The sequence below is a fragment of the Pseudomonas khavaziana genome (assembly GCF_036704165.1).
In the GTDB taxonomy this organism is placed as follows: Bacteria; Pseudomonadota; Gammaproteobacteria; order Pseudomonadales; family Pseudomonadaceae; genus Aquipseudomonas; species Aquipseudomonas khavaziana.
Genome location: NZ_CP129946.1, coordinates 2831961 through 2854026, shown reverse-complemented (window position 1 = coordinate 2854026; position 22066 = coordinate 2831961). Strand labels below are relative to the sequence as shown.

Annotated in this window: 23 protein-coding genes; 13 read left to right on the top strand and 10 right to left on the bottom strand. The window is 58.9% G+C overall.

Features of this window, described 5'->3' with window-relative positions; genetic code table 11:
* Positions 1–40: 40 nt before the first annotated feature.
* A complete protein-coding gene (locus QYQ93_RS12645) occupies positions 41–1642 on the bottom strand; it encodes a L,D-transpeptidase family protein (protein ID WP_338477098.1) in 1602 nt (533 codons plus the stop codon).
* Between the two features lie 40 nt (positions 1643–1682).
* Here QYQ93_RS12645 and QYQ93_RS12640 point away from each other — a divergent pair, with 40 nt between their 5' ends.
* The gene (locus QYQ93_RS12640) at positions 1683–2411 is read left to right on the top strand and encodes a murein L,D-transpeptidase catalytic domain family protein (RefSeq protein ID WP_338477097.1); all 729 of its coding nucleotides are present in this window, start codon (positions 1683–1685) and stop codon (positions 2409–2411) included.
* 30 nt (positions 2412–2441) lie between these two features.
* Positions 2442–3188, top strand: a complete 747-nt coding sequence (locus QYQ93_RS12635; protein ID WP_043050566.1) for a creatininase family protein — start codon at positions 2442–2444, stop codon at positions 3186–3188.
* Between the two features lie 137 nt (positions 3189–3325).
* On the opposite strand, the gene QYQ93_RS12630 is transcribed toward QYQ93_RS12635, so the two are convergent.
* Entirely contained in the window at positions 3326–3667 is a 342-nt protein-coding gene (locus QYQ93_RS12630) for a hypothetical protein (RefSeq protein WP_043050565.1), read from the bottom strand.
* A 45-nt stretch (positions 3668–3712) separates the two neighbouring features.
* The gene (locus QYQ93_RS12625) at positions 3713–4357 is read right to left on the bottom strand and encodes a hypothetical protein (protein ID WP_043050564.1); all 645 of its coding nucleotides are present in this window, start codon (positions 4355–4357) and stop codon (positions 3713–3715) included.
* A gap of 137 nt (positions 4358–4494) precedes the next feature.
* Between QYQ93_RS12625 and QYQ93_RS12620 the strand changes: the two genes are divergently transcribed.
* Positions 4495–4779, top strand: a complete 285-nt coding sequence (locus QYQ93_RS12620) for a hypothetical protein (RefSeq protein WP_043050563.1) — start codon at positions 4495–4497, stop codon at positions 4777–4779.
* Here QYQ93_RS12620 and yfcF read toward each other — a convergent pair.
* From yfcF to QYQ93_RS12605, 3 genes are all read right to left on the bottom strand, one after another.
* Positions 4738–5364 carry a glutathione transferase gene (yfcF, locus tag QYQ93_RS12615; protein WP_338477096.1) on the bottom strand — a complete coding sequence of 209 codons (627 nt, stop codon included), beginning with the start codon at positions 5362–5364 and terminating at the stop codon, positions 4738–4740. The two genes, QYQ93_RS12620 and yfcF, sit on opposite strands and share 42 nt — an antisense overlap.
* A gap of 109 nt (positions 5365–5473) precedes the next feature.
* On the bottom strand, positions 5474–6592 hold the full coding sequence (locus tag QYQ93_RS12610) for an MFS transporter (RefSeq protein WP_338477095.1): 1119 nt from the start codon (positions 6590–6592) through the stop codon (positions 5474–5476).
* A 242-nt stretch (positions 6593–6834) separates the two neighbouring features.
* Positions 6835–7377, bottom strand: coding sequence for a DUF924 family protein (locus QYQ93_RS12605; RefSeq protein ID WP_043050588.1), 543 nt, complete (start codon positions 7375–7377; stop codon positions 6835–6837).
* A 72-nt stretch (positions 7378–7449) separates the two neighbouring features.
* Between QYQ93_RS12605 and QYQ93_RS12600 the strand changes: the two genes are divergently transcribed.
* The gene (locus QYQ93_RS12600; protein ID WP_338477094.1) at positions 7450–8604 is read left to right on the top strand and encodes a DUF1624 domain-containing protein; all 1155 of its coding nucleotides are present in this window, start codon (positions 7450–7452) and stop codon (positions 8602–8604) included.
* Between the two features lie 118 nt (positions 8605–8722).
* Here the strand turns inward: QYQ93_RS12600 and metE are convergent, their stop codons facing one another.
* Positions 8723–11011: a 5-methyltetrahydropteroyltriglutamate--homocysteine S-methyltransferase gene (metE, locus tag QYQ93_RS12595; RefSeq protein ID WP_338477093.1), complete on the bottom strand. Its 2289-nt coding sequence runs from the start codon at positions 11009–11011 to the stop codon at positions 8723–8725.
* 252 nt (positions 11012–11263) lie between these two features.
* Here metE and QYQ93_RS12590 point away from each other — a divergent pair, with 252 nt between their 5' ends.
* Positions 11264–12361 (top strand): carboxynorspermidine decarboxylase, encoded by a 1098-nt coding sequence (locus QYQ93_RS12590; RefSeq protein ID WP_338477092.1) that lies wholly within the window; start codon positions 11264–11266, stop codon positions 12359–12361.
* A gap of 28 nt (positions 12362–12389) precedes the next feature.
* Positions 12390–13634 carry a saccharopine dehydrogenase family protein gene (locus QYQ93_RS12585; protein WP_338477091.1) on the top strand — a complete coding sequence of 415 codons (1245 nt, stop codon included), beginning with the start codon at positions 12390–12392 and terminating at the stop codon, positions 13632–13634.
* Between the two features lie 428 nt (positions 13635–14062).
* On the opposite strand, the gene QYQ93_RS12580 is transcribed toward QYQ93_RS12585, so the two are convergent.
* Complete coding sequence (locus tag QYQ93_RS12580; RefSeq protein ID WP_043051691.1) at positions 14063–14842, bottom strand: IclR family transcriptional regulator; 780 nt, start codon at positions 14840–14842, stop codon at positions 14063–14065.
* A 214-nt stretch (positions 14843–15056) separates the two neighbouring features.
* Here QYQ93_RS12580 and QYQ93_RS12575 point away from each other — a divergent pair, with 214 nt between their 5' ends.
* The 7 genes from QYQ93_RS12575 (at position 15057) to QYQ93_RS12540 (ending at position 20667) form a co-directional block, all read left to right on the top strand.
* Complete coding sequence (locus QYQ93_RS12575; protein WP_338477090.1) at positions 15057–15839, top strand: ABC transporter substrate-binding protein; 783 nt, start codon at positions 15057–15059, stop codon at positions 15837–15839.
* On the top strand, positions 15836–16504 hold the full coding sequence (locus QYQ93_RS12570) for an amino acid ABC transporter permease (RefSeq protein ID WP_043051693.1): 669 nt from the start codon (positions 15836–15838) through the stop codon (positions 16502–16504). The genes QYQ93_RS12575 and QYQ93_RS12570 overlap by 4 nt, the downstream gene beginning before the upstream one ends.
* The gene (locus QYQ93_RS12565) at positions 16501–17253 is read left to right on the top strand and encodes an amino acid ABC transporter ATP-binding protein (protein WP_338477089.1); all 753 of its coding nucleotides are present in this window, start codon (positions 16501–16503) and stop codon (positions 17251–17253) included. Before QYQ93_RS12570 ends, QYQ93_RS12565 begins: the two co-directional genes overlap by 4 nt.
* Positions 17250–18518, top strand: coding sequence for an FAD-binding oxidoreductase (locus QYQ93_RS12560; RefSeq protein ID WP_338477088.1), 1269 nt, complete (start codon positions 17250–17252; stop codon positions 18516–18518). Before QYQ93_RS12565 ends, QYQ93_RS12560 begins: the two co-directional genes overlap by 4 nt.
* A gap of 127 nt (positions 18519–18645) precedes the next feature.
* Entirely contained in the window at positions 18646–19413 is a 768-nt protein-coding gene (gene mddA / locus QYQ93_RS12555) for a methanethiol S-methyltransferase (RefSeq protein ID WP_338477253.1), read from the top strand.
* Positions 19414–19843: 430 nt separating this feature from the next.
* Positions 19844–20083 (top strand): DUF6124 family protein, encoded by a 240-nt coding sequence (locus QYQ93_RS12545; RefSeq protein ID WP_043051697.1) that lies wholly within the window; start codon positions 19844–19846, stop codon positions 20081–20083.
* A gap of 209 nt (positions 20084–20292) precedes the next feature.
* Positions 20293–20667, top strand: a complete 375-nt coding sequence (locus QYQ93_RS12540; protein ID WP_043051698.1) for a hypothetical protein — start codon at positions 20293–20295, stop codon at positions 20665–20667.
* Between the two features lie 48 nt (positions 20668–20715).
* Here the strand turns inward: QYQ93_RS12540 and glsB are convergent, their stop codons facing one another.
* Together glsB and QYQ93_RS12530 are read right to left on the bottom strand one after the other, a co-directional pair.
* Positions 20716–21624: a glutaminase B gene (gene glsB, locus QYQ93_RS12535; RefSeq protein ID WP_338477087.1), complete on the bottom strand. Its 909-nt coding sequence runs from the start codon at positions 21622–21624 to the stop codon at positions 20716–20718.
* 55 nt (positions 21625–21679) lie between these two features.
* Positions 21680–22024 carry a hypothetical protein gene (locus QYQ93_RS12530; RefSeq protein ID WP_338477086.1) on the bottom strand — a complete coding sequence of 115 codons (345 nt, stop codon included), beginning with the start codon at positions 22022–22024 and terminating at the stop codon, positions 21680–21682.
* Between the last annotated feature and the right edge of the window lie 42 nt (positions 22025–22066).

The window sequence follows — 22066 nt, the reverse complement described above, 5'->3', positions numbered from 1 at the left end:
CGTTGACGTTTTCGCGAGCAAGCTCGCTCCAACATTCTGCCTAGAGCACACTCCCCATGGCCTTGATCAACACCGGATCAAATGCATAGATATCCGGCGCGTAGACCAGGCTCCCCTGGCGATCCACCTCCACGGTCCAATACCCCAACAACACCGGCACTGGCGTGGCCAGCCTGAATTCATGGGTCACGCCGGTGGCCAGCAATTCATCGGTGCGGGTGCGCTCGGCCGGGGTCACCAGCAGGTCGCGCAGCAACAGCGGCTGCTCGACCCGCACGCAGCCGGAACTGAACGCCCGCGGCCCCTTGGTGAACAGCGGTTGGCTGGGGGTGTCGTGCAGGTACACGGAATACGGGTTGGGGAAACGCATCACGATCTTGCCCAGCGGGTTACGCGGGCCGGCCTGCTGACGCAGCAGGATGTTGCCGGGGCGTGCCCAATCAACTTGCTCGGGCGCCAGCGGGTGGCCTTCGGCGTCGAGCACCTGCAGGTTTTGCTGGCGCAGGTATTCGGGGTTGAGGCGGATGGCCGGGAGCTTGTCCTCGCGCATGATGGTCGGCGGGATGGTCCAGGTGGGGTTGAGGGTCAACCGTGTGATGCGCGACTTGAGCAACGGTGTCTGGCGTTCCGCGCGCCCGACCTGCAGGCGGGTTTGCCACACCGGGATACCGCTCTGGTACACGCTCAGTTGCGCGGCCGCCACATTGACCACGACGCCTTCGGGCTCCAGGTCCTGGGCCATCCAGCGGAAACGTTCCAGGTTGATGCGCAGTTGTTCACGGCGCACCGCCGGGCTGATATTGAGTTCGGCCACGGTGCCCGCACCGATCACACCGTCGGCTTGCAAGGAGTGGCTGAGCTGGAACGCCTTCACCGCCTTGACCAACTCACCTTGGTATTGCTTGCCATTGCCGCCGGGCAACTTGACCAGATAGCCGCCACTGTGCAGGCGCCGCGCCAGTTCCGGCACGCGCGGATCTTCCATGCCGGGGCGTAATAACGGGCCACTGCCCACCGCGTCCCAGTGCGGTAAAGGCTGTTGGCGCACGTTGGAATAGGCATTGCGCAGGCTGCGATACAAATCCGCACTGGGGCGCGCCTGGTCGAACGCCTTGACCATGTCCTGCAAGCCGGTAGCGGCAAATGCCAATACTGCAGTGTTCGGGTCTGTTGTGGGCGGTTGAGAATGCCAGAGCGGTTCATAACGCGATTGCAGCAGGCGCCCGTAATGCAAATCGTGCAAGGCCTGCAGGTATTGCTGGCTGGTCGCGATATCGCTGCACAGCACGTTGGACGTAGCATCCACCGTGGGCAAGCTATAGTGGGTGGGGTCCAGGCCGTCGTCGGCGAGCATCAGCAGCTGGGCTTGCAAGGCTTTGCGGGGCTCGTCGTTCGACCACAGCGAGGCATTGCCCTGCTGTTGGTAAAAGGCTTGCAGGCGCACCAACGCGGTGGCGTCGATCCGCGGAGCCAACTGGGGGCAGACGCTGGGCAATTGCGCCAAAGCCTGTTGAACGGGCGCCAGGTCGATCGGCGCCGGCGTGGTCACCGGCAACGGCTCCAGCGGCGGTGCATCGGCCATGGCGACCAATGGTGCAACGAGCAGGCAAATGCTCAAGTAACATGCGTGTTTTTTGAACAATTGACTGAGCTCCACTCCACAGCCTGGGGATCGACTGTAGATGCTGACTTTTATGCGCCGCCTCGGCATAACCACCGTGGGCTTGATCACCGGGAGCCTGGCTTTACTGAGCAATGTTGCGCTCGCCGCCAATGGCACCCCTCCTTCCTTGTATAGCAGCCTGGCGCGCTCGGCTCCAGAACTCAATCCCGCCGTGCTGAAAAGCGCCTTGAGCGCGATGCAGTGCGCGGTCAATAACGGCGAGGAACGTTCCGATCGCCTAGCGGTTATTGACTACTCCCAGCCCTCGACCGCTCGTCGGCTGTGGATCTTCGATCTGCGCAAACAGACCCTGGTGCTGCGTGACCTGGTGGCCCATGGAGCCAAGTCCGGGGAAAACTTCGCCACCCAGTTCTCCAACCTCGAGGGCAGCCACCAGTCCAGCCTGGGCTTGTTCCGCACCCAGGAAAGCTACCTCGGCACCCACGGCTATTCGCTGCGCATGGATGGCCTGGAACCCGGCTTCAATGACTTGGCACGCGACCGTGCCATCGTGATCCATGCCGCCGACTACGTCAGCCCCTTGTGGAGCAAGCGCGAAGGCCGCATAGGCCGCAGCCAGGGCTGCCCGGCGGTGCGCCCACAGGTGGCGCGCCAGGTAGTGGACAAGCTCAAGGGTGGGCAGTTCATGTTCTCCTGGTACCCGGACCAGCGCTGGTTGAAGTCCTCGACCTACCTCAATTGCAAACCCCAACAGGTGGCGAGTAGTCGTACAATCCGTGGCGGATAGCCTGTCCCCACAGATAAAAGAGAGCGTCGCATGCTTCTACACACCTCCACCTGGATCGAAATCGGGCAGTTTCTGGAACGCAGTCGCACGGTGGTGATTCCCATCGGCTCCAACGAACAACATGGCCCTACCGGCCTGCTGGGCACTGACTGGATGTGCCCGGAGATCATCGCCCACGAGGCACAGAAAAACGCCGACATCCTCATCGGCCCGACCTTCAATATCGGCATGGCCCAACATCACCTGGGCTTTCCCGGCACCATCTCCCTGCGCCCTTCCACCTTTATCGCCGCGATTGGCGACTGGGTGCGCTCGCTGGCCGGGCATGGTTTCGAGAAGATCCTGTTTTTGAACGGCCACGGCGGCAATATCGCCACAATCGAAGCAGCGTTCTCCGAGCTGTACGCCGAAGCCAGCTTCGCCCGCCGCCCGGCCGGCTTCGCGCTGAAGCTGGTCAATTGGTGGGACCTGGAAGGCGTAACGGACCTGGCCCACCGCCAATTCCCGGTCGGCCACGGCAGCCACGCCACGCCGTCGGAGATTGCGGTGACACAATGGGCGTACCCGCAGTCGATCAAGTCGGCCGAGTACTCGCCGCAAATTGCCAACACCGGCCCGATTCGCGAAGCCCTGGACTTCCGCGCACGCTTCCCCGATGGGCGCATGGGCTCGGACCCGGCGCTGGCGACGGTGGAGAAAGGCGGCGAGCTGGTAGCGTTGGCGGCGCAGGGGTTGATCAAGACGGTCGATAGTTTCAGCAACGAAGCCAAACCCTGAGCCGAATGATGGTCCAAATGTGGGAGGGGGCTTGCTCCCGATAGCAGTGTGTCAGTCAGCTTATCTGTAGCTGACCCACCGTCATCGGGAGCAAGCCCCCTCCCACATTTTGAAATGCATTGCCTTTCAGAGGGGGCTTACTTGCAGTCCTGGGCCGCCTGCTCGAGCCGCGACGGCTTTATCGCCGAGGCCAGCGGTTTGCGCTCATACAGGAACACCTTGGTGCCGTCCTGGGACTTGTAGGCCTCCAGCACATCATCGGCAGCAATCTTGCTGGTCAACAACACCTTGGCGTGGCGCGAGTTCTGCGTCACGGTCGAGGTGATGCCGTGTTTTTCCAGCTTGGGCAATACGCACTGCACATAGCCTTCAGGGGTCTTGGCGGTTTGCAGAGTCAGTGAGGGAGCATTTGGGGCAGTGATACATCCGGTCAGCGACAAAGCAGCGAAGGCCAGGGCCGGGGCAAAAAAAGAGCGCATACAGATTCCTGAAAATAACCAATAGGGTTTACATCCATTCGCGGGTCAACCTGCGCGAACCAGAGCCTTGAGCGACATATCGAACTGCTTCAGGGCGTCTTGCTGGACATCGCGTTGTTGCTCGATCAGCGCGGCGATCTCAGGCGCGGCCTTATCGTGCACCCACACCGACGGCACATGCTTGTCCACCGAGCCTTCAGCCTTGGCGATGTACTGCAGGTTCGCGTCATAGAAGCGTGCGGCAAAGCGCGCCTCGACCCGGTCGTTACGCTGGGTCAGCAATTGGTTATGGGCATCGAGCACCACCACCACGTCCGGATGTGCCCGCACGAGAGCATCCAGGCTGCTATAGACCGTCACCGAAAGAAAAGTGCCCTGTAGCGAATTCATCAACCAGTCGATCGCCAGTTGCGGATCGGAGCTGTTGACGAACGCTTCACGAATACGCCCATCCAACGCGTCCTTGGCGCCGTTCAGCGCCATGGCGTGGTAGCGTTCAAGGTAATTAAGGTTCTCGCGAGTATTTTCGCTGAACAATACCCCCACCGACTGGGCGCGCTGCAGGGAGTCTACGCCAGCGGCAAGCGGGAGCAAATGGCCTGTACGCAGTTCATCGGCTATCGCCGGGGTGGTCATGGCCGCCGTGCCCAGCATCAGGGCCATTAGTGCAAACTGGATAATCGTCCTCATCGCGCATTTCCTTGAACCGCGTTTCGATGTGCAGATTCTGCGCGATTGGCGAAAAAACAGAACTTGTGATCCTTGATGGTGACTATCATTTGAACCGATAGTGTCAGGCAGCCGATAAAATCTATAAGGACCCCGCCATGAAGCCCTACCAGAAAACCTTCGACCGCATCCGCGATGCCGTACTGCCGGAATTTCGCGAGCGGGTCGCCGATTACCTGGTCGATTATGAAAACGTGTTGCTGGACCCAAGCGCCGATGCTGAACAACGCTCGGCCAGCGCCCAACAACTACGCGGCTACCTGCGGGGCTTGAACACCACACGGGTGCTGGGCATGGCCCACTGGGAGGACCTCGACCGACGTATCGAGGAAGAGTGGCAGCTAGAGCACAGGCCGCTGCAGGTTGACCCACTCCCGAACTGACGGGCGTTGCCACTGGCGCTGCGCGTACGCTACCAGCTCGGCCGGTACACTGTCGCCGTTGAGGATCAGGCGATTGAGCATCACCGCCAGGTCCACATCGGCGATCGACCACTCGCCAAACAAATACTCAGAGTTGCCTGCCAGAAGTGCCTGAGCAGCAGTGATCAACTTGCCCGCAGCGGCCTGAGCCACCGGCGATAAAGGCGGCATCTTCTGCCCGTAGAACACCACCAGCGTCGAACGTTCCTGGCGAATCGGCAGCAAGTCGCTGCGCAGCCACGCCTGAACCTGCCGCGCCCTCGCCCGCTGCTGCAGATCAGTTGGGTAAACGCAGATCTGAGGGTACGCCTGGTCCAAGTACTCAGTAATTGCCGAAGATTCCGACAGCGTGAAATTACCGTGCTCCAGAGTGGGTACCCGTTGGGTCAGGGAGCGTTGGGCGTAATCTGCCGACTGGTTTTGTCCAGCATGCAGATCAAGGGAAACCGTTTCGAACGTCAAGCCTTTTTCCCGCAGCGCGACGAACACCGACATGGCGTAGGGGCTGGTGAACAGCGAATCAACGTAGAGGCGCAGTTGGCTCATAGGCTATCTCCGGTGGATGAGCCTCTAAGCTACGAGATTCGGGTCGATAAGGACAATGCAGGGTTTTTATGGGGGCATTCCTGATGGGAATACAAAAGCCGCCCGGTGCCTAGCTGCTACTGTTATTTGACAGTAAAACTGTCACCAGCGCTCCCAAGACGCCTAAACCAAGGGTTAGTAATGCCACGCCATGCATGCCAACGGCAATGAGCAGTGATGCTAATGCTCCGAATAACAGAGCAACTAGCTGTTGCAAGAAGCTAAACAGCATCATTGCCTCAATACCTGGGTATTTTTTTACCGCCATGGACGCGACACAGGGGTAGATCATTGCCTGGGCATACCAGACTGCTAGATATGCCAAGAACACAGAGTGGCGATCCAAGTGCTTTGAGGTTGTTAACAAAAATACCGACACCGCAAAAAGCAGCACACTGCCGGCCATTATTGAAAGTGCAGAAATGCTAACCGACCTCAATGCATACCTTACAGACAGCGCCCCGCCGAAATAGGCAAGCCCCAGCCATACCCCAAACATCCCGTATTGCGCGCTATCCCACTCCAATAGCGCGTCAAAGACGTAGACACCTACACCTTGGTACACAACAAACACCCCATAACCACACCCGCCTAGTATGACCGGCAAATAAAAGCTGGGATGACTGACCATAGCTGCATACCTTGGACGTCCGACTCGCTGCTGACTGTCGATATCCAGAGCAGACAGAATCTCTCTTACAGGCAGTACCAGGATAGCGCAGATGATTGAGCCGCACGCCATGACCACTGCCACCACTTCCCAGCGAAAAAAAGAAACTAAAAAACCGCTTGCGACTTGTCCCGCCACCAACGCAAAAACAAATGAATAGGATAAAAGGGATAAATTCCTCGCTAAGTGAGCTCCCGAGAAAACCTGCGATAACAATGCGCGTCCCAGCAACGCCGCCCCGCCGCCACCCAAGCCTTGCAGCAGCCTTGAAAGATAAAAGCTTTTATCGTCATAAGCCCACACGGATAAAAAACTTCCACTAAAGAAAATGCAGCAGAACATCCACAGAACTGCTGAACGACCAAATAACCTAATAAGGTGGACGGCGAAAATCAATGGAACTGCGGCACCGCTTAAATACATCAGTAAGGCGTTGTAGCCTTCAGCCGCACTCATACCGAGTGCATCAACGATATAAGGCGTGACTGGAAGATAAAGCGTCACGCCTAGCTGGGCCATTACGGTGGTGCTGCAAGCTAGAATCAGTATCCGCACATTTGGCTGCAAGTCATGCGTCTCAAGTTAGTTATCCTGATAATAATGTTTGAGCACGCAAGAAACCTTTACAAGCACGCAAAGTATGGGATTTAACCTAAAACTTTGTAGGCGAACTCTTCAGGTGATTCAGGTTTCCTCCAAGCTAACCGACGCACAGCGCTGTTGGATCAGCTAGAGGCGATGAGCACGCCCCCTCCTACGCCCTACCCCGCAAATCCACCCTCATCCAAAAAAACCTGTTCCGCTGGTGTCGTAGCCCTGCCCAACACCGCATTACGATGAGGAAAGCGCCCGAACCGCTCAATGATAACGGCGTGTTCCTTGGCCCAGTGGTAAGTATTGGCATCCAACTGCTGGTTAAGCGTCAGCGAGCGTTGCTGGTCCTGCGGATCTTCCGAGTGTTCAAACGGCAGATAACAGAACGCTCGCAACTGGGGTTCGATCTGTTGATCCAGCCCGGCGTCCACCATCTGGTGCGCATACAGGCGTGCCAGCGGATCGGTGGCGAACATATGCGCGGTGCCGCGAAAGGCGTTACGCGGGTATTGGTCCAGCAGGATCAATAACGCGAGCGCACCGTCGGCGCAGGTCAGCCAATCTTCCAGTTCGCGCCTTGCGGCCTGCATATGGGTGGCGTAGAAGGTGTCGCGAAAAACTGTGTCGAAGCCATCGTCCTTGGCGAACCAACGCTTGGGCCCCGCCTGTTTCCAGAATTCGATTACGGCCTCGGCTGATTGCGTTTTCATGCTGATCATCATGCGCCTCAATTAATGTTATAGGATAACGTCAATTATTTGCCCGCTTGCGATTCCCTACTTATGACTGACGCTACTACCTTACGCCAACGCCTGCAGTCCATCGACGCCCTGCGCGGCCTGGTGATCCTGTTCATGCTACTGGACCATGTGCGCGAAACCTTCCTGCTGCATCGCCAGGTCAGCGACCCGATGAGCATCGACAGCACCGAGCCTGCGCTGTTTGTCAGCCGCACCCTGGCCCATCTATGCGCGCCGGTGTTTGTGCTGCTCACCGGCTTGTCGGCCTGGCTGTATGGCCAAAAATACCAAGGCCGGCGCGACGTGTCGGCGTTTTTGTTCAAGCGCGGGCTGTTTTTGGTGGTGCTGGAGTTCACCCTGGTCAACTTCGCCTGGACGTTCCAGTTGCCGCCCACAGTGATCTATATGCAGGTGATCTGGGCGATCGGCGTGAGCATGATCGCCCTCGCCGCCCTGGTGTGGTTGCCGCGTGCGTTGCTGATCAGCTTGGCCCTGGTGATGATTGCCGGGCATAACCTGCTCGATGCAGTGCACTTGGCCCCGGGATCGACGTCGCAGGTGGTGTGGTCGATCCTGCATGAACGCAGTTGGATCCAGGTGTCTGAAAACCTGCGGCTGCGCGTAACCTACCCGGTGTTGCCGTGGATCGGCGTGATTGCCCTGGGCTACGGTCTTGGACCCTGGTTTGCCAATGTCACATCGCCGGCCACACGTCAGCGTTATTTGTTGATGGCGGGGTTGGGCGCGCTGGTGGGTTTTGTGTTGTTGCGGGCGGTCAACGGGTACGGCGACAAGCCTTGGCAGGCGTATGACAGCGGCGTGCAGACACTGATGAGCTTCTTCAACATTACCAAGTACCCGCCTTCACTGTTGTTCCTGGCGCTGACGCTGGGCATTGGCTTGTTGGTACTGCTGGCGTTCGAACGTGTCGGGCATAAACGCTGGATCGGGATACTGGCCGTGTTTGGCGCCGCGCCGATGTTCTTCTACCTGTTGCACCTGTATGTGCTGAAAATACTGTATGTGGCCTGTGCTGCGTTGTTTGGCCTCAATCGAGGCAATTATTTCGGCTTCGACAGCATCGGCGCGGTGTGGCTGGCCGCGCTGTTGCTGCCGCTGGCGTTGTATCCGCCCGTGCGTTGGTTTGCCGGGCTCAAGGCGCGTCGGCGCGACATCGCCTGGCTCAAATATCTCTGACTATCGCCACTCCAAATGTGGGAGGGGGCTTGCCCCCGATAGCGGTGGGTCAGCCAATGGATTTGGTACTGAAACTCCGCCATCGGGGGCAAGCCCCCTCCCACATTTTTAATCCGTATCAGGCCAATTCGGCGCGCAGTTGGCGGGCGGCGGTGACCATGTGAATAAGCGCCGCTTCGGTCTCAGGCCAGCCCCGCGTCTTCAACCCACAATCGGGGTTGACCCACAGGCGCTCTGCCGGAATCCGCTTGGCGGCCTTGCGCAATAAGTTGGCCATCTCCGAGGCATCCGGCACCCGTGGCGAGTGGATGTCATAGACCCCCGGGCCGATTTCATTCGGGTAAGCAAAGGCTTCGAATGCGTGGAGCAGCTCCATGTCCGAACGCGAGGTTTCGATGGTAATCACGTCGGCATCCATCGCCGCGATGGACTCGATCACATCGTTGAACTCGCTGTAGCACATGTGGGTGTGGATCTGGGTTTCGTCTCGCACACCACAGGCGCACAGGCGGAACACCTCGGTGGCCCAGTCAAGGTAGTGCTGCCACTGCGCCTGGCGCAACGGCAAGCCTTCACGGAATGCGGCTTCATCGATCTGCACGATCTTGATCCCTGCGGCTTCCAGGTCCACCACTTCGTCACGAATCGCCAGGGCCAGTTGCCGGGCTTGCACTTCGCGGCTCACGTCTTCCCGTGGGAACGACCATATCAGCATGGTCACAGGCCCCGTCAGCATGCCCTTCATCACTTTGTCGGTCAGGCCCTGGGCGTAGCGGATCCACTCCACGGTCATGGCTTTCGGGCGGCTCAGATCACCCACAATCACCGCCGGTTTCACACAGCGCGAACCATAGCTCTGCACCCAGCCGAAACGGGTGAACACGTAGCCATCCAGTTGTTCGGCAAAGTACTCGACCATGTCGTTACGCTCGGCTTCACCGTGTACCAGCACGTCCAGCCCGAGGTTTTCCTGGACCTCGACGGCGTGCTTGATCTCACTGTGCATGGCCTCGACGTATTCGGCTTCGCTCAATTTGCCGGCCTTGTAAGACTGGCGTGCCAGGCGGATCGACGTAGTTTGCGGGAATGAACCGATGGTGGTGGTCGGGAACAGCGGCAGGTCCAGGCCGGCCCGCTGTTTCGCGATGCGTTGGGCAAACGGCGACTGACGCTGGCTGTCCTGTGCAGAAATAGCAGCCGCACGGGCTTGAACGGCAGGTTTGTGGATGCGTGGCGAAGTCGCGCGAGCCGCTTGAATGGTGCGGCTCTGCGCCAAGGCGGCAACTACGTTGGGCGCCTCGGGCTGGTCGACGGCCTGGGCGAGCACCGCCACTTCCGCACACTTCTGAACAGCAAAGGCCAACCAGCTTTTCAGCTCCGCATCCAGCTGGTCTTCACGGCCAACGTCCACAGGGCTGTGCAGCAGCGAACAGGACGGCGCAACCCACAGGCGATCACCCAATTTCTCGTGGGCATGCTGCAAGGTGGCCAGGGCTTTTTCCAGGTCGCAGCGCCACACGTTGCGGCCATTGACCACGCCCAGGGACAACACTTTATAAGCCGGTAGGCGGTCGAGGATGGTCGGGTACTGGTCCGGCGCTCGCACCAGGTCGATGTGCAGCCCATCCACTGGCAGGTTGGCGGCCAAACCGAGGTTCTCTTCCAGGCCACCGAAGTAAGTCGCCACCAGCTTTTTCAGCGGATCACGCTGGATCAGGTTATAGGCACGCTCAAACGCGTTCTTCCACTCCTGGGGCAAATCGAGCACCAGGATCGGCTCGTCGATCTGCACCCACTCCACGCCCAGGTCCGCCAGGCGCTGGAAGATCTGGCCGTACAGCGGCAGCAGGCGCTCGAGCAGATCGAGTTTGTCGAAATCGCCGCCCTTGGCCTTGCCCAACCACAGGTAGGTCAGCGGGCCGATGACGACCGGCTTGACGGCGTGGCCGAGGTCACGGGCTTGCTTGACCTCTTCGAACAGCTGATCCCAACCCAGGTGGAACTGCTGGTCGACGCTGAACTCTGGCACCAGGTAGTGATAGTTGGTGTCGAACCACTTGGTCATCTCCTGGGCGTGGGCACCGCCGCAGCAGCTGTCACTGACCCCACGGGCCATGGCGAACAAGGTATGCAACGTGGCCTGGCCGTCGGCCGGGCGGAAGCGCTCGGGGATCACGCCGAACATCAGCGAGTGGGTGAGCACCTGGTCGTACCAGGCGAAATCACCGGCGGGCAGCAGTTCGATGCCGGCCTGTTTTTGCAGCTCCCAATGGATCTTGCGCAAGTCACGGCCCACGGCACGCAGGCCGGCCTCGTCGAGCTCGCCCTTCCAGAACGCTTCCTGCGCTTTTTTCAGTTCACGATCGCGTCCAATGCGCGGAAATCCCAGGGAATGAGCGACTGCCATGACTTACAACTCCAATGTCGGTATTTATGGCAGCCATTGTCGGCAGGCGGTAATAGTGAGACAAACTCATTTTATTCTAGATCATCACAAGATCTGCTCATGTTTGCAGCGCGGTCATCCTAACGAACCGTAACACTCAAGCCTTATGCTCAGGCACGGCGCGCAAAAACCGCCCGCTAACCTTTCGATCTGTTCCAAGTGCGGGCACAATGCGTGTCCTTTTTTGGCAGGCACCGCCGCAGGCTCTCAAAAATGATCAAAACGCCGTATTACCTCATCGATAAACAGAAGCTTCTGGTCAACATGCAGAAGATTGCCTACGTGCGGGAGCAGTCCGGCGCCAAGGCTCTGCTGGCGCTCAAGTGCTTTGCCACCTGGTCGGTGTTCGACCTGATGCAGCAATACATGGACGGCACCACCTCGTCGTCGCTGTATGAGTTGAAGCTCGGCCGCCAGAAGTTCGAAGGTGAAACGCACGCCTACAGCGTGGCCTGGGCCGACGATGAAATCGAAGAGATGCTGGAGAACTGCGACAAGATCATCTTCAACTCCATCAGCCAGTTGCAGCGGTTTGCCGAGCGTTCCGAGGGCAAGACCCGTGGCCTGCGCGTAAACCCGCAGGTGAGCAGCTCCGACTACCTGCTGGCCGACCCGGCGCGCCCGTTCAGCCGCCTGGGCGAATGGGACCCGGTAAAGATCGACGGTGTGATCGAGCAGATCTCCGGCTTCATGTTCCACAACAACTGCGAGAACGGCGACTTCAGCCTGTTCGACAAAATGCTTGGCACCATCGAGGAACGTTTCGGTGAGCTGCTGCACAAGGTCAAGTGGGTCAGCCTCGGCGGCGGCATCCACTTTACCGGTGAAGGCTATGCGCTGGATGCGTTCTGCGCGCGCTTGAAAGCGTTCTCCGAGAAGTACGGCGTGCAGGTGTACCTGGAACCGGGCGAAGCTGCGATCACCAACAGCGCCTCCCTGGAAGTCACCGTGCTCGACACTCTCTACAACGGCAAGCACCTCGCGGTAGTAGACAGCTCCATCGAAGCCCACCTGCTGGACCTGCTGATCTATCGCCTCAATGCCAAGCTGGCGCCAAGCGAGGGTGAACACACCTACATGGTGTGCGGCAAATCCTGCCTGGCCGGGGACATCTTCGGCGAGTATCAATTCGATCGTCCGCTGGCCATCGGCGATCGGCTGTCGTTCATCGACACCGCGGGCTACACCATGGTCAAGAAAAATTGGTTCAACGGCCTGAAAATGCCGTCCATCGTAGTGAAACAACTCGACGGTACAGTCGAGGTGGTTCGTGAATTTGGTTACGACGACTACCTGTCCAGCCTTTCCTAAGCTGGCGGATATAGGAGAAATAAAGCAATTGAAAAAGAACGTTCTTATCATTGGTGCAGGAGGTGTCGCCAAGGTGGTGGCCCACAAGTGCGCGCAGCACAACGACGAACTCGGTCGTATTGCTATCGCGTCGCGCAACATCTCCAAATGCCAGGCCATCATCGACAGCGTCAAGGCCAAAGGTAGCCTCAAGGTACCCGCCGATATCCAAGCCTTTGCGCTGAACGCCCTGGACGTGGAAGCGACCAAGGCCCTGATCCGCGAGACTGAATCGCAGATCGTTATCAACGTCGGTTCCGCGTTCCTTAACATGTCGGTACTGCGCGCCTGCATCGATACCGGCGTGGCCTACCTCGACACCGCCATCCACGAAGAGCCGGGCAAGGTCTGCGAGACCCCGCCGTGGTACGGCAACTACGAATGGAATCACCTGGAAGAATGCAAACAGAAGAACATCACCGCCATCCTTGGCGTGGGCTTCGACCCAGGTGTCGTCAACGCGTACGCCGCGCTGGCGCAGCAACAGCATTTCGACCGCATTGATTCGATCGACATTCTCGACGTCAATGCCGGCTCCCATGGCAAATACTTCGCCACCAATTTCGATCCGGAAATCAACTTCCGCGAATTCACCGGGCAGGTGTGGAGCTGGCAGAACAGCCAGTGGACCAGCAACACCATGTTCGAAGTCAAACGCACCGACGACCTGCCGGTAGTTGGCTCGCAGAACCTCTACCTCACCGGCCACGATGAAGTGCACTCGCTGTCGAAAAACCTCGACGTGCCCAACGTGCGTTTCTGGATGAGCTTCGGCGAACACTACATCAACGTGTTCACCGTACTGAAAAACCTCGGCCTGCTCTCCGAGAAGCCGGTCAAGACCGCCGAAGGCCTGGAAGTGGTGCCGTTGAAAGTGGTCAAGGCCGTACTGCCCGACCCGTCTTCGCTCGCCCCGGGCTACACCGGCAAGACCTGCATCGGCGACCTGGTCAAAGGCACCAAGGATGGCCAGCCGCGTGAAATGTTCATCTACAACGTGGCTGATCACGAAGAGGCGTATGCCGAGACCGACAGCCAGGGCATCTCCTACACCGCAGGCGTTCCACCGGTCGCTGCTGCGCTGCTGGTTGCCCGTGGCGAGTGGGATGTGAGGCACATGGCCAACGTCGAGGAACTGCCGGCTGAGCCGTTCCTCAAGGCGCTGGATGTGATGGGCTTGCCGACTCGGATCAAAGACGAGAACGGTGATCGCGCTTGGGATGCGATTGCCTGATAGGCGATAGCTGACCACACAAAAAAATGCGCCCGACCGGGCGCATTTTTTGTCTGGGTGTCATAGATATTCACAGAACGCTGGAGAACCAAATGTGGGAGGGGGCTTGCTCCCGATAGCGGTGTGTCAGCCAGCCTATTCTTTACTGACCCACCGCTATCGGGAGCAAGCCCCCTCCCACACTTTGATCTGCTTTGCCTGTTATTCCAGGTTACGCGCCGAGTTGCTCAGCGCTCTTGAGCGCTTCAAAGAGCTTGTGCCAACTCCCACTATATTTTTGCTTGGGTGGTACACAGATACTTAAACCACCGAACATCCAATGTGGGAGGGGGCTTGCCCCCGATGGCTGTGTATCTGCCAGCCTGTTCTTTACTGACCCACCGCTATCGGGAGCAAGCCCCCTCCCACATTTTGATCTGCTTTGCCTGTTATTCCAGGTTCCGCGCCGAGTTACTCAGCGCTCTTGAGCACTGCAAAAGCGCCGGCGCCAACTGCCGCTCCGCTTCCGCCTGGCTCCAGCGACTGGTCGGCGCCACCACATGCACCGCCGCCACCGGTCGACCGTTGGCGCCCAGCACGGGCGCACCGATGGTCATGTCGCCCAGAAACAGTTCCTGGCCATTTACCGCATACCCCTGCTGGCGTACTTGCTGCAGCGATTCCAGAATTCGGTCGACATCTGTCACGGTATGGCTGGTGTGCGCCACTCGCTGACTGTTCTCGATCAGTGCCAGCGCTTCATCCTGCGGCAAGGCGCTCAAATAAGCCCGCCCCGACGCGGTGCAGTACATCGGCACCCGCGAACCGATCGGCATGTGCACCGGCACAAACCCGGCGCTGACAAACCGCGCAATGTAGGTCATGTCATGGCCCGCTGGCTCGGTCAGGCACGACGTCTCACCGGTTAGCCGTGTCAACTCGGACAGGAACGGGTTGGCCACTTCAATCAGCGAATGCGCATCCAGGTAACTGAACCCCAACTCCAGCACCCGAGGTGTGAGTTGGTAATGCCGTGTGCGCGAGTGTTTCCTAAGGTAACCCAGGCTTTCGAGGGTAAACACCATGCGTTGGGCCGAGCTTTTGGTCATGCCGGCGGCCTCGGCCACCTCTGCAAGGCTCATGCTGCGGCGCTGGGCGCTGAATGCCTTGAGCACCGACAGGCCTTTTTCCAGGGATTGGTTGTGCAAACTGTTGCGGTCTTCGGGCATGGCGAACTCGCGGGCTGGTCAATCAGGCGTGGCGATATTTCTACCTTAAAAGCTATGCAATGACCATCAAATATCGCATAGCGATACGATAAGTTCATTTTTCAAACTTTATTAGGTCATTTACGATTTTTCCGATTCAAAATGGCATAGAGCTTGCGGTTTTATCGGCAGTCGCTTGCGCTACTGACTTCTGTTTTCCTTATGGAGTAACCCGATGAACAGTCTTTCGCCCTTGTTTCGCCGCCTTGCCTTCGGTGTATGTGCCGCGCTTTGTATCAGCGTTGCGCACGCAGAAAGTGCGTCCTCGTACAAAGTCGGGGCAACGGCCAGTGGTTCGCCGTTTACCTTCCTCGATATCAAGAGCAATAGCATTCAGGGTGTGATGGTCGACGTGGCCGAAGCCGTGGGTAAAGCCGGTGGGTTCAGCAGCCAGATCGAACAGACCAACTTTGCCGCGCTGATCCCGTCGCTGACCTCCGGCAAGCTGGACTTTATTTCCGCCGGCATGCTCAAGACCGAAGAACGCACCAAGGTGGTCGACTTCAGCGCGCCGGTGTATGCCTACGGTGAAGGCCTGATCGTCAGCGCCGACGACAATGGCGCTTATCCCGACCTCACCCCGCTGAAAGACCAGGTGGTCGGCGTGCAAGCCGGGACAATCTTCTACGACCAATTGAACAAGCTGGGCATTTTCAAGGAAATCCGCACCTACGACTCCATCGGCGAGATGGTCCGCGACCTCTCCCTGGGCCGCATCAAGGCCGCCGTCGGCGACCAGCCGGTGGTGGCTTACCAGATCCGCCAGAAGCTGTTCAAAGGCGTGAAACTGGCGCCTGACTACCAGCCCACCAATGTCGGCGAAGTGTGCCTGGTGGTGCGCAAGGGCGATGCCGCAACCCTGGAACGCCTGAACAAAGCCATCGCCAGCATCAAGGCCGATGGCACCCTGGACAGTATTCTCAAGAAATGGGGGCTGGATACCCAGGCGCGCCCATGAACTTGGCCGAGTTCCTGCAAAACGCCCAGGACTTCCTGCCGATCCTGCTGCAAGGCGCCTGGGTGACGATCCAGATCACGGTGCTGTCGTTCCTGCTCAGCAGTGCCATCGGCCTGGTGCTGGCGTTGCTCAAGCTGTCGCCGATCCGTGCGCTGTCGTGGGCGGCCAGTACCATCATCAATGTGATCCGTGGCCTGCCGATCATCGTGCAGCTGTTCTACATCTACTTCGTGCTGCCGGACATGGGCATCCACCTCACCGCGTTCTACGCCGGGGTGATCGGCATGGGCATCGCCTACTCGGCGTACCAGGCCGAGAACTTCCGCACCGGCATCATTGCCGTCGAACAGGGCCAGCGTGAAGCCGCCGAGGCCCTGGGCATGCGCCCGATGCTGATGATGCGCCGGGTGATCCTGCCCCAGGCATTTCGCATCGCCCTGCCGCCCTACGGCAACACTTTGGTGATGATGCTCAAGGACTCGTCCCTGGTGTCCACCATCACAGTGGCGGAGATGACCCGCCAGGGCCAACTGATCGCCTCGTCGACCTTCCAGAACATGACCGTCTACACCCTGGTCGCCCTGCTCTACCTGCTGATGAGCTTGCCGCTGGTATATGGCCTGCGCCGCATGGAGCAGTACCTGGGCCGGAGGAAAAAAGCATGATCGAGATTCGTCAGCTGCAAAAACACTACGGCGACCACCGCGTGCTGCACGGCGTCGACCTCGACGTGGCCAAGGGCGAAGTGGTGTGCCTGGTCGGCCCCTCGGGCTCGGGCAAATCCACCCTGCTGCGCTGCATCAATGCACTGGAAGCTTACGACGGCGGCCACATCAAGGTGTTCGGTGAAACCGTGCAGCGCACCAGCAAGACCGTGCACACCCTGCGCAGCCGTATGGGCATGGTGTTCCAGCGCTTCAATCTGTTCCCCCACCGCACCGTGCTGGAAAACGTGATGGAAGGCCCGGTATACGTCAAAGGTGAGCCGCCGCGGCAAGTGCGCGAGGAAGCCCTGATACTGCTGGAGAAGGTCGGCCTGAGCGCCAAGGCCGACGCCTACCCGGAACAACTCTCCGGCGGCCAGCAGCAGCGCGTGGCCATCGCCCGCGCCCTGGCGATGAAACCCGAGGCCATGCTGTTCGACGAACCCACCTCGGCCCTCGACCCCGAGCTGGTCGGCGATGTGCTGGCGGTGATGCGCACGCTCGCCGATGAAGGCATGACCATGATCGTGGTCACCCACGAAATGGGCTTCGCCCGTGAAGTAGCCGATCGTGTGTGCTTCCTGCATGGAGGGTACATCGTCGAAAGCGGCCCCGCCGAGCAGGTGCTGGGCAACCCACAGCATGCGCGCACCCAGGACTTCCTGCGGCGCGTGCTGCACCCCACCGGCAACACGCGGAGCCTGTCATGAAGTCGTTGTGGTCGGCAACTGCACCGTCGGTAGTGCCCACGCCCGCGCTGAACGAGTCAGTGAAGGTCGATGTGGCGATTGTCGGCGCTGGCTATACCGGCTTGTCGACGGCGCTGCATCTGGCTGAGCGTGGCGTGCGTGTATGTGTACTGGAAGCCCATGAGCCAGGCTGGGGCGCATCGGGACGTAACGGTGGGCAGGTCAACCCCACGCTCAAATATGACCCGGAGCAACTGGTAAGGATGTACGGGCCGGAACGCGCCGAGACGCTGATCGCCACGGTGTCGGGCTCGGCAGACCTGGTTTTCAAGCTGATCGAGCGACATGGCATCGATTGCGCCCCGGTGCGCAAGGGTTGGATGCAGGTGTCTTATAGCGAAAAAGGCGTGACCGGGTTGCATGCGCGGGCGGACCAATGGGCTCGGCGCGGCGTGCCGGTGCAACATCTGGATGCCAGTGCAGTGGCGGCGCGCATAGGCAGCTCGGCGTTTGCCGGCGGCTGGCTGGATGGGCGTGCCGGCGCGATCCAGCCCTTGGCATACGCCCGTGGCTTGGTCGCAGCAGCATTGGCGGCCGGTGCGCGGGTGCATGGCCACAGCGCGGTGACAGGGTTGCAGCGCCAGGGTTCGGCTTGGCAGTTGCAGACAGCGGGTGGCACGCAGGTCACGGCCGATCAAGTGGTACTGGCGACCAATGGCTACAGCAGTAACCTGTGGCCCGGCATGGCTCAGAGCGTGCTGGCGGCCAACAGTTTTATCGTCGCCACCAAGCCATTGAAGGGGCACGCGGCCGAGAGCATCTTGCCCGGCCAGGAAACCGTGTCTACCGCACAGAGGTTGCTGCTGTATTTTCGTAAAGATGCCTATGGGCGTCTGCTGATGGGTGGCCGTGGTTTGTTCCACGACCCCACCGGGCCAGAGGACTTTGCCCACCTGGAACGCTCACTGGCACTGCTGTTTCCGCAGTTGGGACCGCTGCAATTCGACTACCGCTGGGCCGGGCGCATCGCGATCACGCGGGACTTCATGCCCCATGTCCACGAACCGGCGCCGGGGTTGACCTTGGCACTGGGCTGCAATGGGCGTGGGATCGCGCTGTGTACCAGCCTGGGCCAGCAACTGGCCGGCCGGCTATGCGACAGCCATGCAGAGTTTGCCTACCCGGTGACGCCGTTGCAGCGGTTGCCGTTGCATGGGTTGCAGCGGTTTTATATTGGGGCTGGGGTGGCTTGGTACAGCTTGTTGGATCGGCTCAATATCGGTTGATCACATTCCAGGCACTGTCAATTTTCACAGGTTACCGCACGAGCAATACCCGCTAGGCTCACGCATCGGAGTTCAGGATGAGCTGGCTGAGTTGCAGGGCGATGAGCCGATGGAAAGGGGCAAGTTTATGAACATTAAAAATAATCCAGACCGTCGCGCCGCCCGAGTCATCGGGCTGGCGTACAGTACCTGCTGTTATTTGGCGTTTTTGTTTACCTGTTTATATTTGATCGGTTTCGTTGGCAGTGTGGTGGTGCCTAAAAACATCAACGATGGGCCATTGGTTGCGTGGCCCACCGCCGTCTTGATCGATGGCGTACTGATCATTTTATTCGGCGTGCAGCACTCGCTGATGGCGCGCAAAGGCTTCAAGCGCTGGTTGGCCGCATTCATTCCCGCGCCAGCTGAACGTTCCACTTATGTTCTGCTCAGCAGCCTGGTGCTCGGGGTGATGTTCTGGTTGTGGCAACCCATTCCCGACACCTTCTGGGAGGTTGAAACCGTGTGGGCCAAGGCACTCCTGGCCGGCCTGTTCTGGCTGGGCTGGAGTATCGTTTTGCTGGCAACCTTCTTGATCAGCCACTTCGAATTGTTCGGGTTGAAGCAGGCGATTGACCGATGGCGCAACACGCCGCAGCAGGCCCCGATATTCCGGACCCCGTTGCTTTACAAACTCGTGCGTCACCCGCTGTACCTGGGCTTTTTGATCGCGTTCTGGGCAACGCCGCATATGACGGTGGGTCATCTGGTGTTTGCGCTGGGGATGTCGGTTTATCTGTTCATAGGCGCCCGCTTCGAAGAAAGGGATTTGGTGGTGCTGTTTGGCGAGCGGTATCGGCGTTACCAGAGTGAAGTAGGCATGGTTGTGCCGCGCCTCAACAGGCCCCGCCGCTAACCCACTGCCGCCTACACACTGTAGGAGCGAGCTTGCTCGCGAAGATCGTCAACGATAACGCGGGTAACCTGGATGACCGTAGGGCCAGTAAGTTTTTCGCGAGCAAGCTCGCTCCTACGGGGGTATGGTCTCGGACGTTTCCCACAGCTGTTTCAGGTTGTCGCTCGGAACTTCGCTGACTAACCTCTGGCCGTCGCTGCCAATTCAGCGACCGGATTTGACCGTCCGATTAATTGAAGTACTGTCACCCCGATACCTATTTCAGGCGTTTTTTTTGTGTCTGAGGTATCGTGTCGCGGCGGCTGTACGCGGGATACCTTCGGGTATGCCGGATTTCCTTTGATTGCCGGTCGGTCAACCTGCGTACAGCTGCCACCCTCTTTGCTTGACCGCGAATGTTGGCAGTTCCACTAATCTTAGGACCTTCAACATGATCAAAGACACTCCCAATCCCCCAGAAAAACTCTTTACCGTGCGCCCCAACCTCGGCACGGAAACCCTGCTGATCAACGCCTCCCAAGACCTAGCCTCGATTACCGACATCGCCACCCAACTCGCTTTCGAAATCGACGGCCCCCAACGCAATATAGCGCTGGGCATCTGCCGAATGCTCGAAGGCGTGCAGTTGCTTGTGGACAAAGTCTTGGATACCGCTCATCCAGTCGCCTAGAAAGTGATCGTTCCTGCGTTCACTGCGCGGGAACGATCAAACTGCGTAGGGCAGTGTGTGCAGACGCAGTAACAATGCATGAGTTGAAGCGCTATCGCTAAATCGCCTAAAAAACTGTCAATTCTCACAGGCTATTAGTAAACAAAAAACCGTCATCATAGCCGCGTCGAAGTGCTGCTTTGGGCAAAAACAGCGAAAGGAGACCTATCATGACCTACCCACTTCAAGGCAATTATGATGGCGGTGCCGGAAACGTATACCGTCTGGTAGTTAAAGACTTCAACGAACCATCTGGTAGCTTCAATGGTGACTTTCATGACACGCGTACTAACAAATGGGAGACCTTAAAAGGGACGTATCATTTCAACCGCGATGAACGCCAAGAGACCGTACTCGAATTCCAAACCGAGACTGGCTCTTGGCGCTGGGAGGCGGACTTCGTTGACAAAACGCCTTCCTTTAAGAAATGGGTGGCTCACTTTACGCCCGCAACAAGTACCGTCAAAGAGCCAACCGAGTTTATTAAGGAGTCCGACACACCTAGACCCCGCCCCACGGCAGACGAAGTGCAACTTGAACCTTGAATCGACACTTGATGATTGATCCCACGCGCTGCGTGGGATCGATGTCAGTTAAAACACCGACCACCCAATCCGCTCACTCAACAATTCCAACGCCTTCATCCCCGCCAGCGAGTTCCCCGCCGCGTTCAATTCCGGCGACCACACGCACACCGTGAACTGCCCCGGCACCACCGCGACGATCCCGCCACCTACCCCACTCTTGCCCGGCAACCCGACGCGGTAGGCAAAATTGCCCGCCTCGTCATACAGCCCGCTGGTGGCCATGATCGAGTTGACCTGCTTGGTCTGGCGCGCTGTCAAAATCTGTTCGCCACTGTGGGCGCTCACGCCTTCATTGGCCAGGAAGCTGAACGCCCGGGCCAGGTCCAGGCAGCTCATCTGCAAGGCGCAGTAGTTGAAGTAGCTGTGCAGCACCGCGTCCACATCGTTGTGAAAGTTGCCGAAGGATTTCATCAGGTAGGCCATGGCCGCATTACGTGCGCCATGTTGGGCTTCGGACTCGGCAACCAGGCTATTGACCAGGATCTGCGGGTTGCCCGACAGGCGCCGCACAAAGTCACGCATCGACAGGATCGGCACGGCGAAGCGCGATTGGTTGATGTCGCAGATCACCAGGGCGCCGGCATTGATAAACGGGTTGCGCGGGCGGCCGCGTTCGAATTCCAGTTGCACCATGGAGTTGAATGGCTGGCCCGACGGTTCGTGGCCCAGGCGTTCCCAGATGCTCTCGCCGCCGTGATCAATGGCCTGCACCAGGCTGAACACCTTGGAGATGCTCTGCATCGAGAACAGGGTATCGGCGTCACCGGCGCAATAAGCTGCGCCGTCATTACCGTATACCGCGATGCCGAGCTGCTGGGCCGGCACATCGGCCAGTGCGGGAATGTAGTCGGCCACTTTGCCGAGGCCGATCAGGGGGCGCACTTCGTCGAGAATCGACTCGAGCAGCGCCTGCATATCTTGTCCTGTCATCTTTGTTTGAATCAGTAAAAAACCAGGCGCGCAGGATACGTTAATGGGCGCGGAAGCCCCACACAATCTCTACCACCCGCTCGGCAACCACCACGTACACCAGAATCAACAACAGTTGCAGCGCCAAGTGATAGCGCAACTTGGCCAGCCTTCGAATGCCATCACTGACGTTCAGCAACATCAACAGCGTCGACAGGATAATCAGCCCCCAACCGGCGACGTTGGAGGCGAACACCCCGATAAACAACTCACGCTGCCCCACCAGCGTATTGGTCCCCGCCGCGAACAACAGTGCGCACACCAGCAGGTTCTTTACGTTGTCGAAGATCTGTGTGCTCAGGTCGTTGTCCAGCAACGCCAGATACCGCGTCCATAACGTGCGCATGCTTGAGTACCGAGTGGGAAGGCTCGTCAATCAAGGTAGTTC

What these genes read in the sequence shown, in the direction of transcription:
- QYQ93_RS12630 (WP_043050565.1), bottom strand. Translation starts at nt 3,667, where the DNA reads ATGCGCTCTTTTTTTGCCCCGGCCCTGGCCTTCGCTGCTTTGTCGCTG.
- QYQ93_RS12545 (WP_043051697.1), top strand. Translation starts at nt 19,844, where the DNA reads ATGATCAAAGACACTCCCAATCCCCCAGAAAAACTCTTTACCGTGCGC.
- QYQ93_RS12580 (WP_043051691.1), bottom strand. Translation starts at nt 14,842, where the DNA reads ATGCCCGAAGACCGCAACAGTTTGCACAACCAATCCCTGGAAAAAGGC.
- QYQ93_RS12635 (WP_043050566.1), top strand. Translation starts at nt 2,442, where the DNA reads ATGCTTCTACACACCTCCACCTGGATCGAAATCGGGCAGTTTCTGGAA.
- QYQ93_RS12575 (WP_338477090.1), top strand. Translation starts at nt 15,057, where the DNA reads ATGAACAGTCTTTCGCCCTTGTTTCGCCGCCTTGCCTTCGGTGTATGT.
- QYQ93_RS12625 (WP_043050564.1), bottom strand. Translation starts at nt 4,357, where the DNA reads ATGAGGACGATTATCCAGTTTGCACTAATGGCCCTGATGCTGGGCACG.
- QYQ93_RS12620 (WP_043050563.1), top strand. Translation starts at nt 4,495, where the DNA reads ATGAAGCCCTACCAGAAAACCTTCGACCGCATCCGCGATGCCGTACTG.
- QYQ93_RS12590 (WP_338477092.1), top strand. Translation starts at nt 11,264, where the DNA reads ATGATCAAAACGCCGTATTACCTCATCGATAAACAGAAGCTTCTGGTC.
- QYQ93_RS12540 (WP_043051698.1), top strand. Translation starts at nt 20,293, where the DNA reads ATGACCTACCCACTTCAAGGCAATTATGATGGCGGTGCCGGAAACGTA.
- mddA (WP_338477253.1), top strand. Translation starts at nt 18,646, where the DNA reads ATGAACATTAAAAATAATCCAGACCGTCGCGCCGCCCGAGTCATCGGG.
- QYQ93_RS12610 (WP_338477095.1), bottom strand. Translation starts at nt 6,592, where the DNA reads ATGGCCCAGCTAGGCGTGACGCTTTATCTTCCAGTCACGCCTTATATC.
- QYQ93_RS12570 (WP_043051693.1), top strand. Translation starts at nt 15,836, where the DNA reads ATGAACTTGGCCGAGTTCCTGCAAAACGCCCAGGACTTCCTGCCGATC.
- QYQ93_RS12560 (WP_338477088.1), top strand. Translation starts at nt 17,250, where the DNA reads ATGAAGTCGTTGTGGTCGGCAACTGCACCGTCGGTAGTGCCCACGCCC.
- QYQ93_RS12605 (WP_043050588.1), bottom strand. Translation starts at nt 7,377, where the DNA reads ATGAAAACGCAATCAGCCGAGGCCGTAATCGAATTCTGGAAACAGGCG.
- yfcF (WP_338477096.1), bottom strand. Translation starts at nt 5,364, where the DNA reads ATGAGCCAACTGCGCCTCTACGTTGATTCGCTGTTCACCAGCCCCTAC.
- QYQ93_RS12530 (WP_338477086.1), bottom strand. Translation starts at nt 22,024, where the DNA reads ATGCGCACGTTATGGACGCGGTATCTGGCGTTGCTGGACAACGACCTG.
- QYQ93_RS12565 (WP_338477089.1), top strand. Translation starts at nt 16,501, where the DNA reads ATGATCGAGATTCGTCAGCTGCAAAAACACTACGGCGACCACCGCGTG.
- QYQ93_RS12640 (WP_338477097.1), top strand. Translation starts at nt 1,683, where the DNA reads ATGCTGACTTTTATGCGCCGCCTCGGCATAACCACCGTGGGCTTGATC.
- metE (WP_338477093.1), bottom strand. Translation starts at nt 11,011, where the DNA reads ATGGCAGTCGCTCATTCCCTGGGATTTCCGCGCATTGGACGCGATCGT.
- glsB (WP_338477087.1), bottom strand. Translation starts at nt 21,624, where the DNA reads ATGCAGGCGCTGCTCGAGTCGATTCTCGACGAAGTGCGCCCCCTGATC.
- QYQ93_RS12600 (WP_338477094.1), top strand. Translation starts at nt 7,450, where the DNA reads ATGACTGACGCTACTACCTTACGCCAACGCCTGCAGTCCATCGACGCC.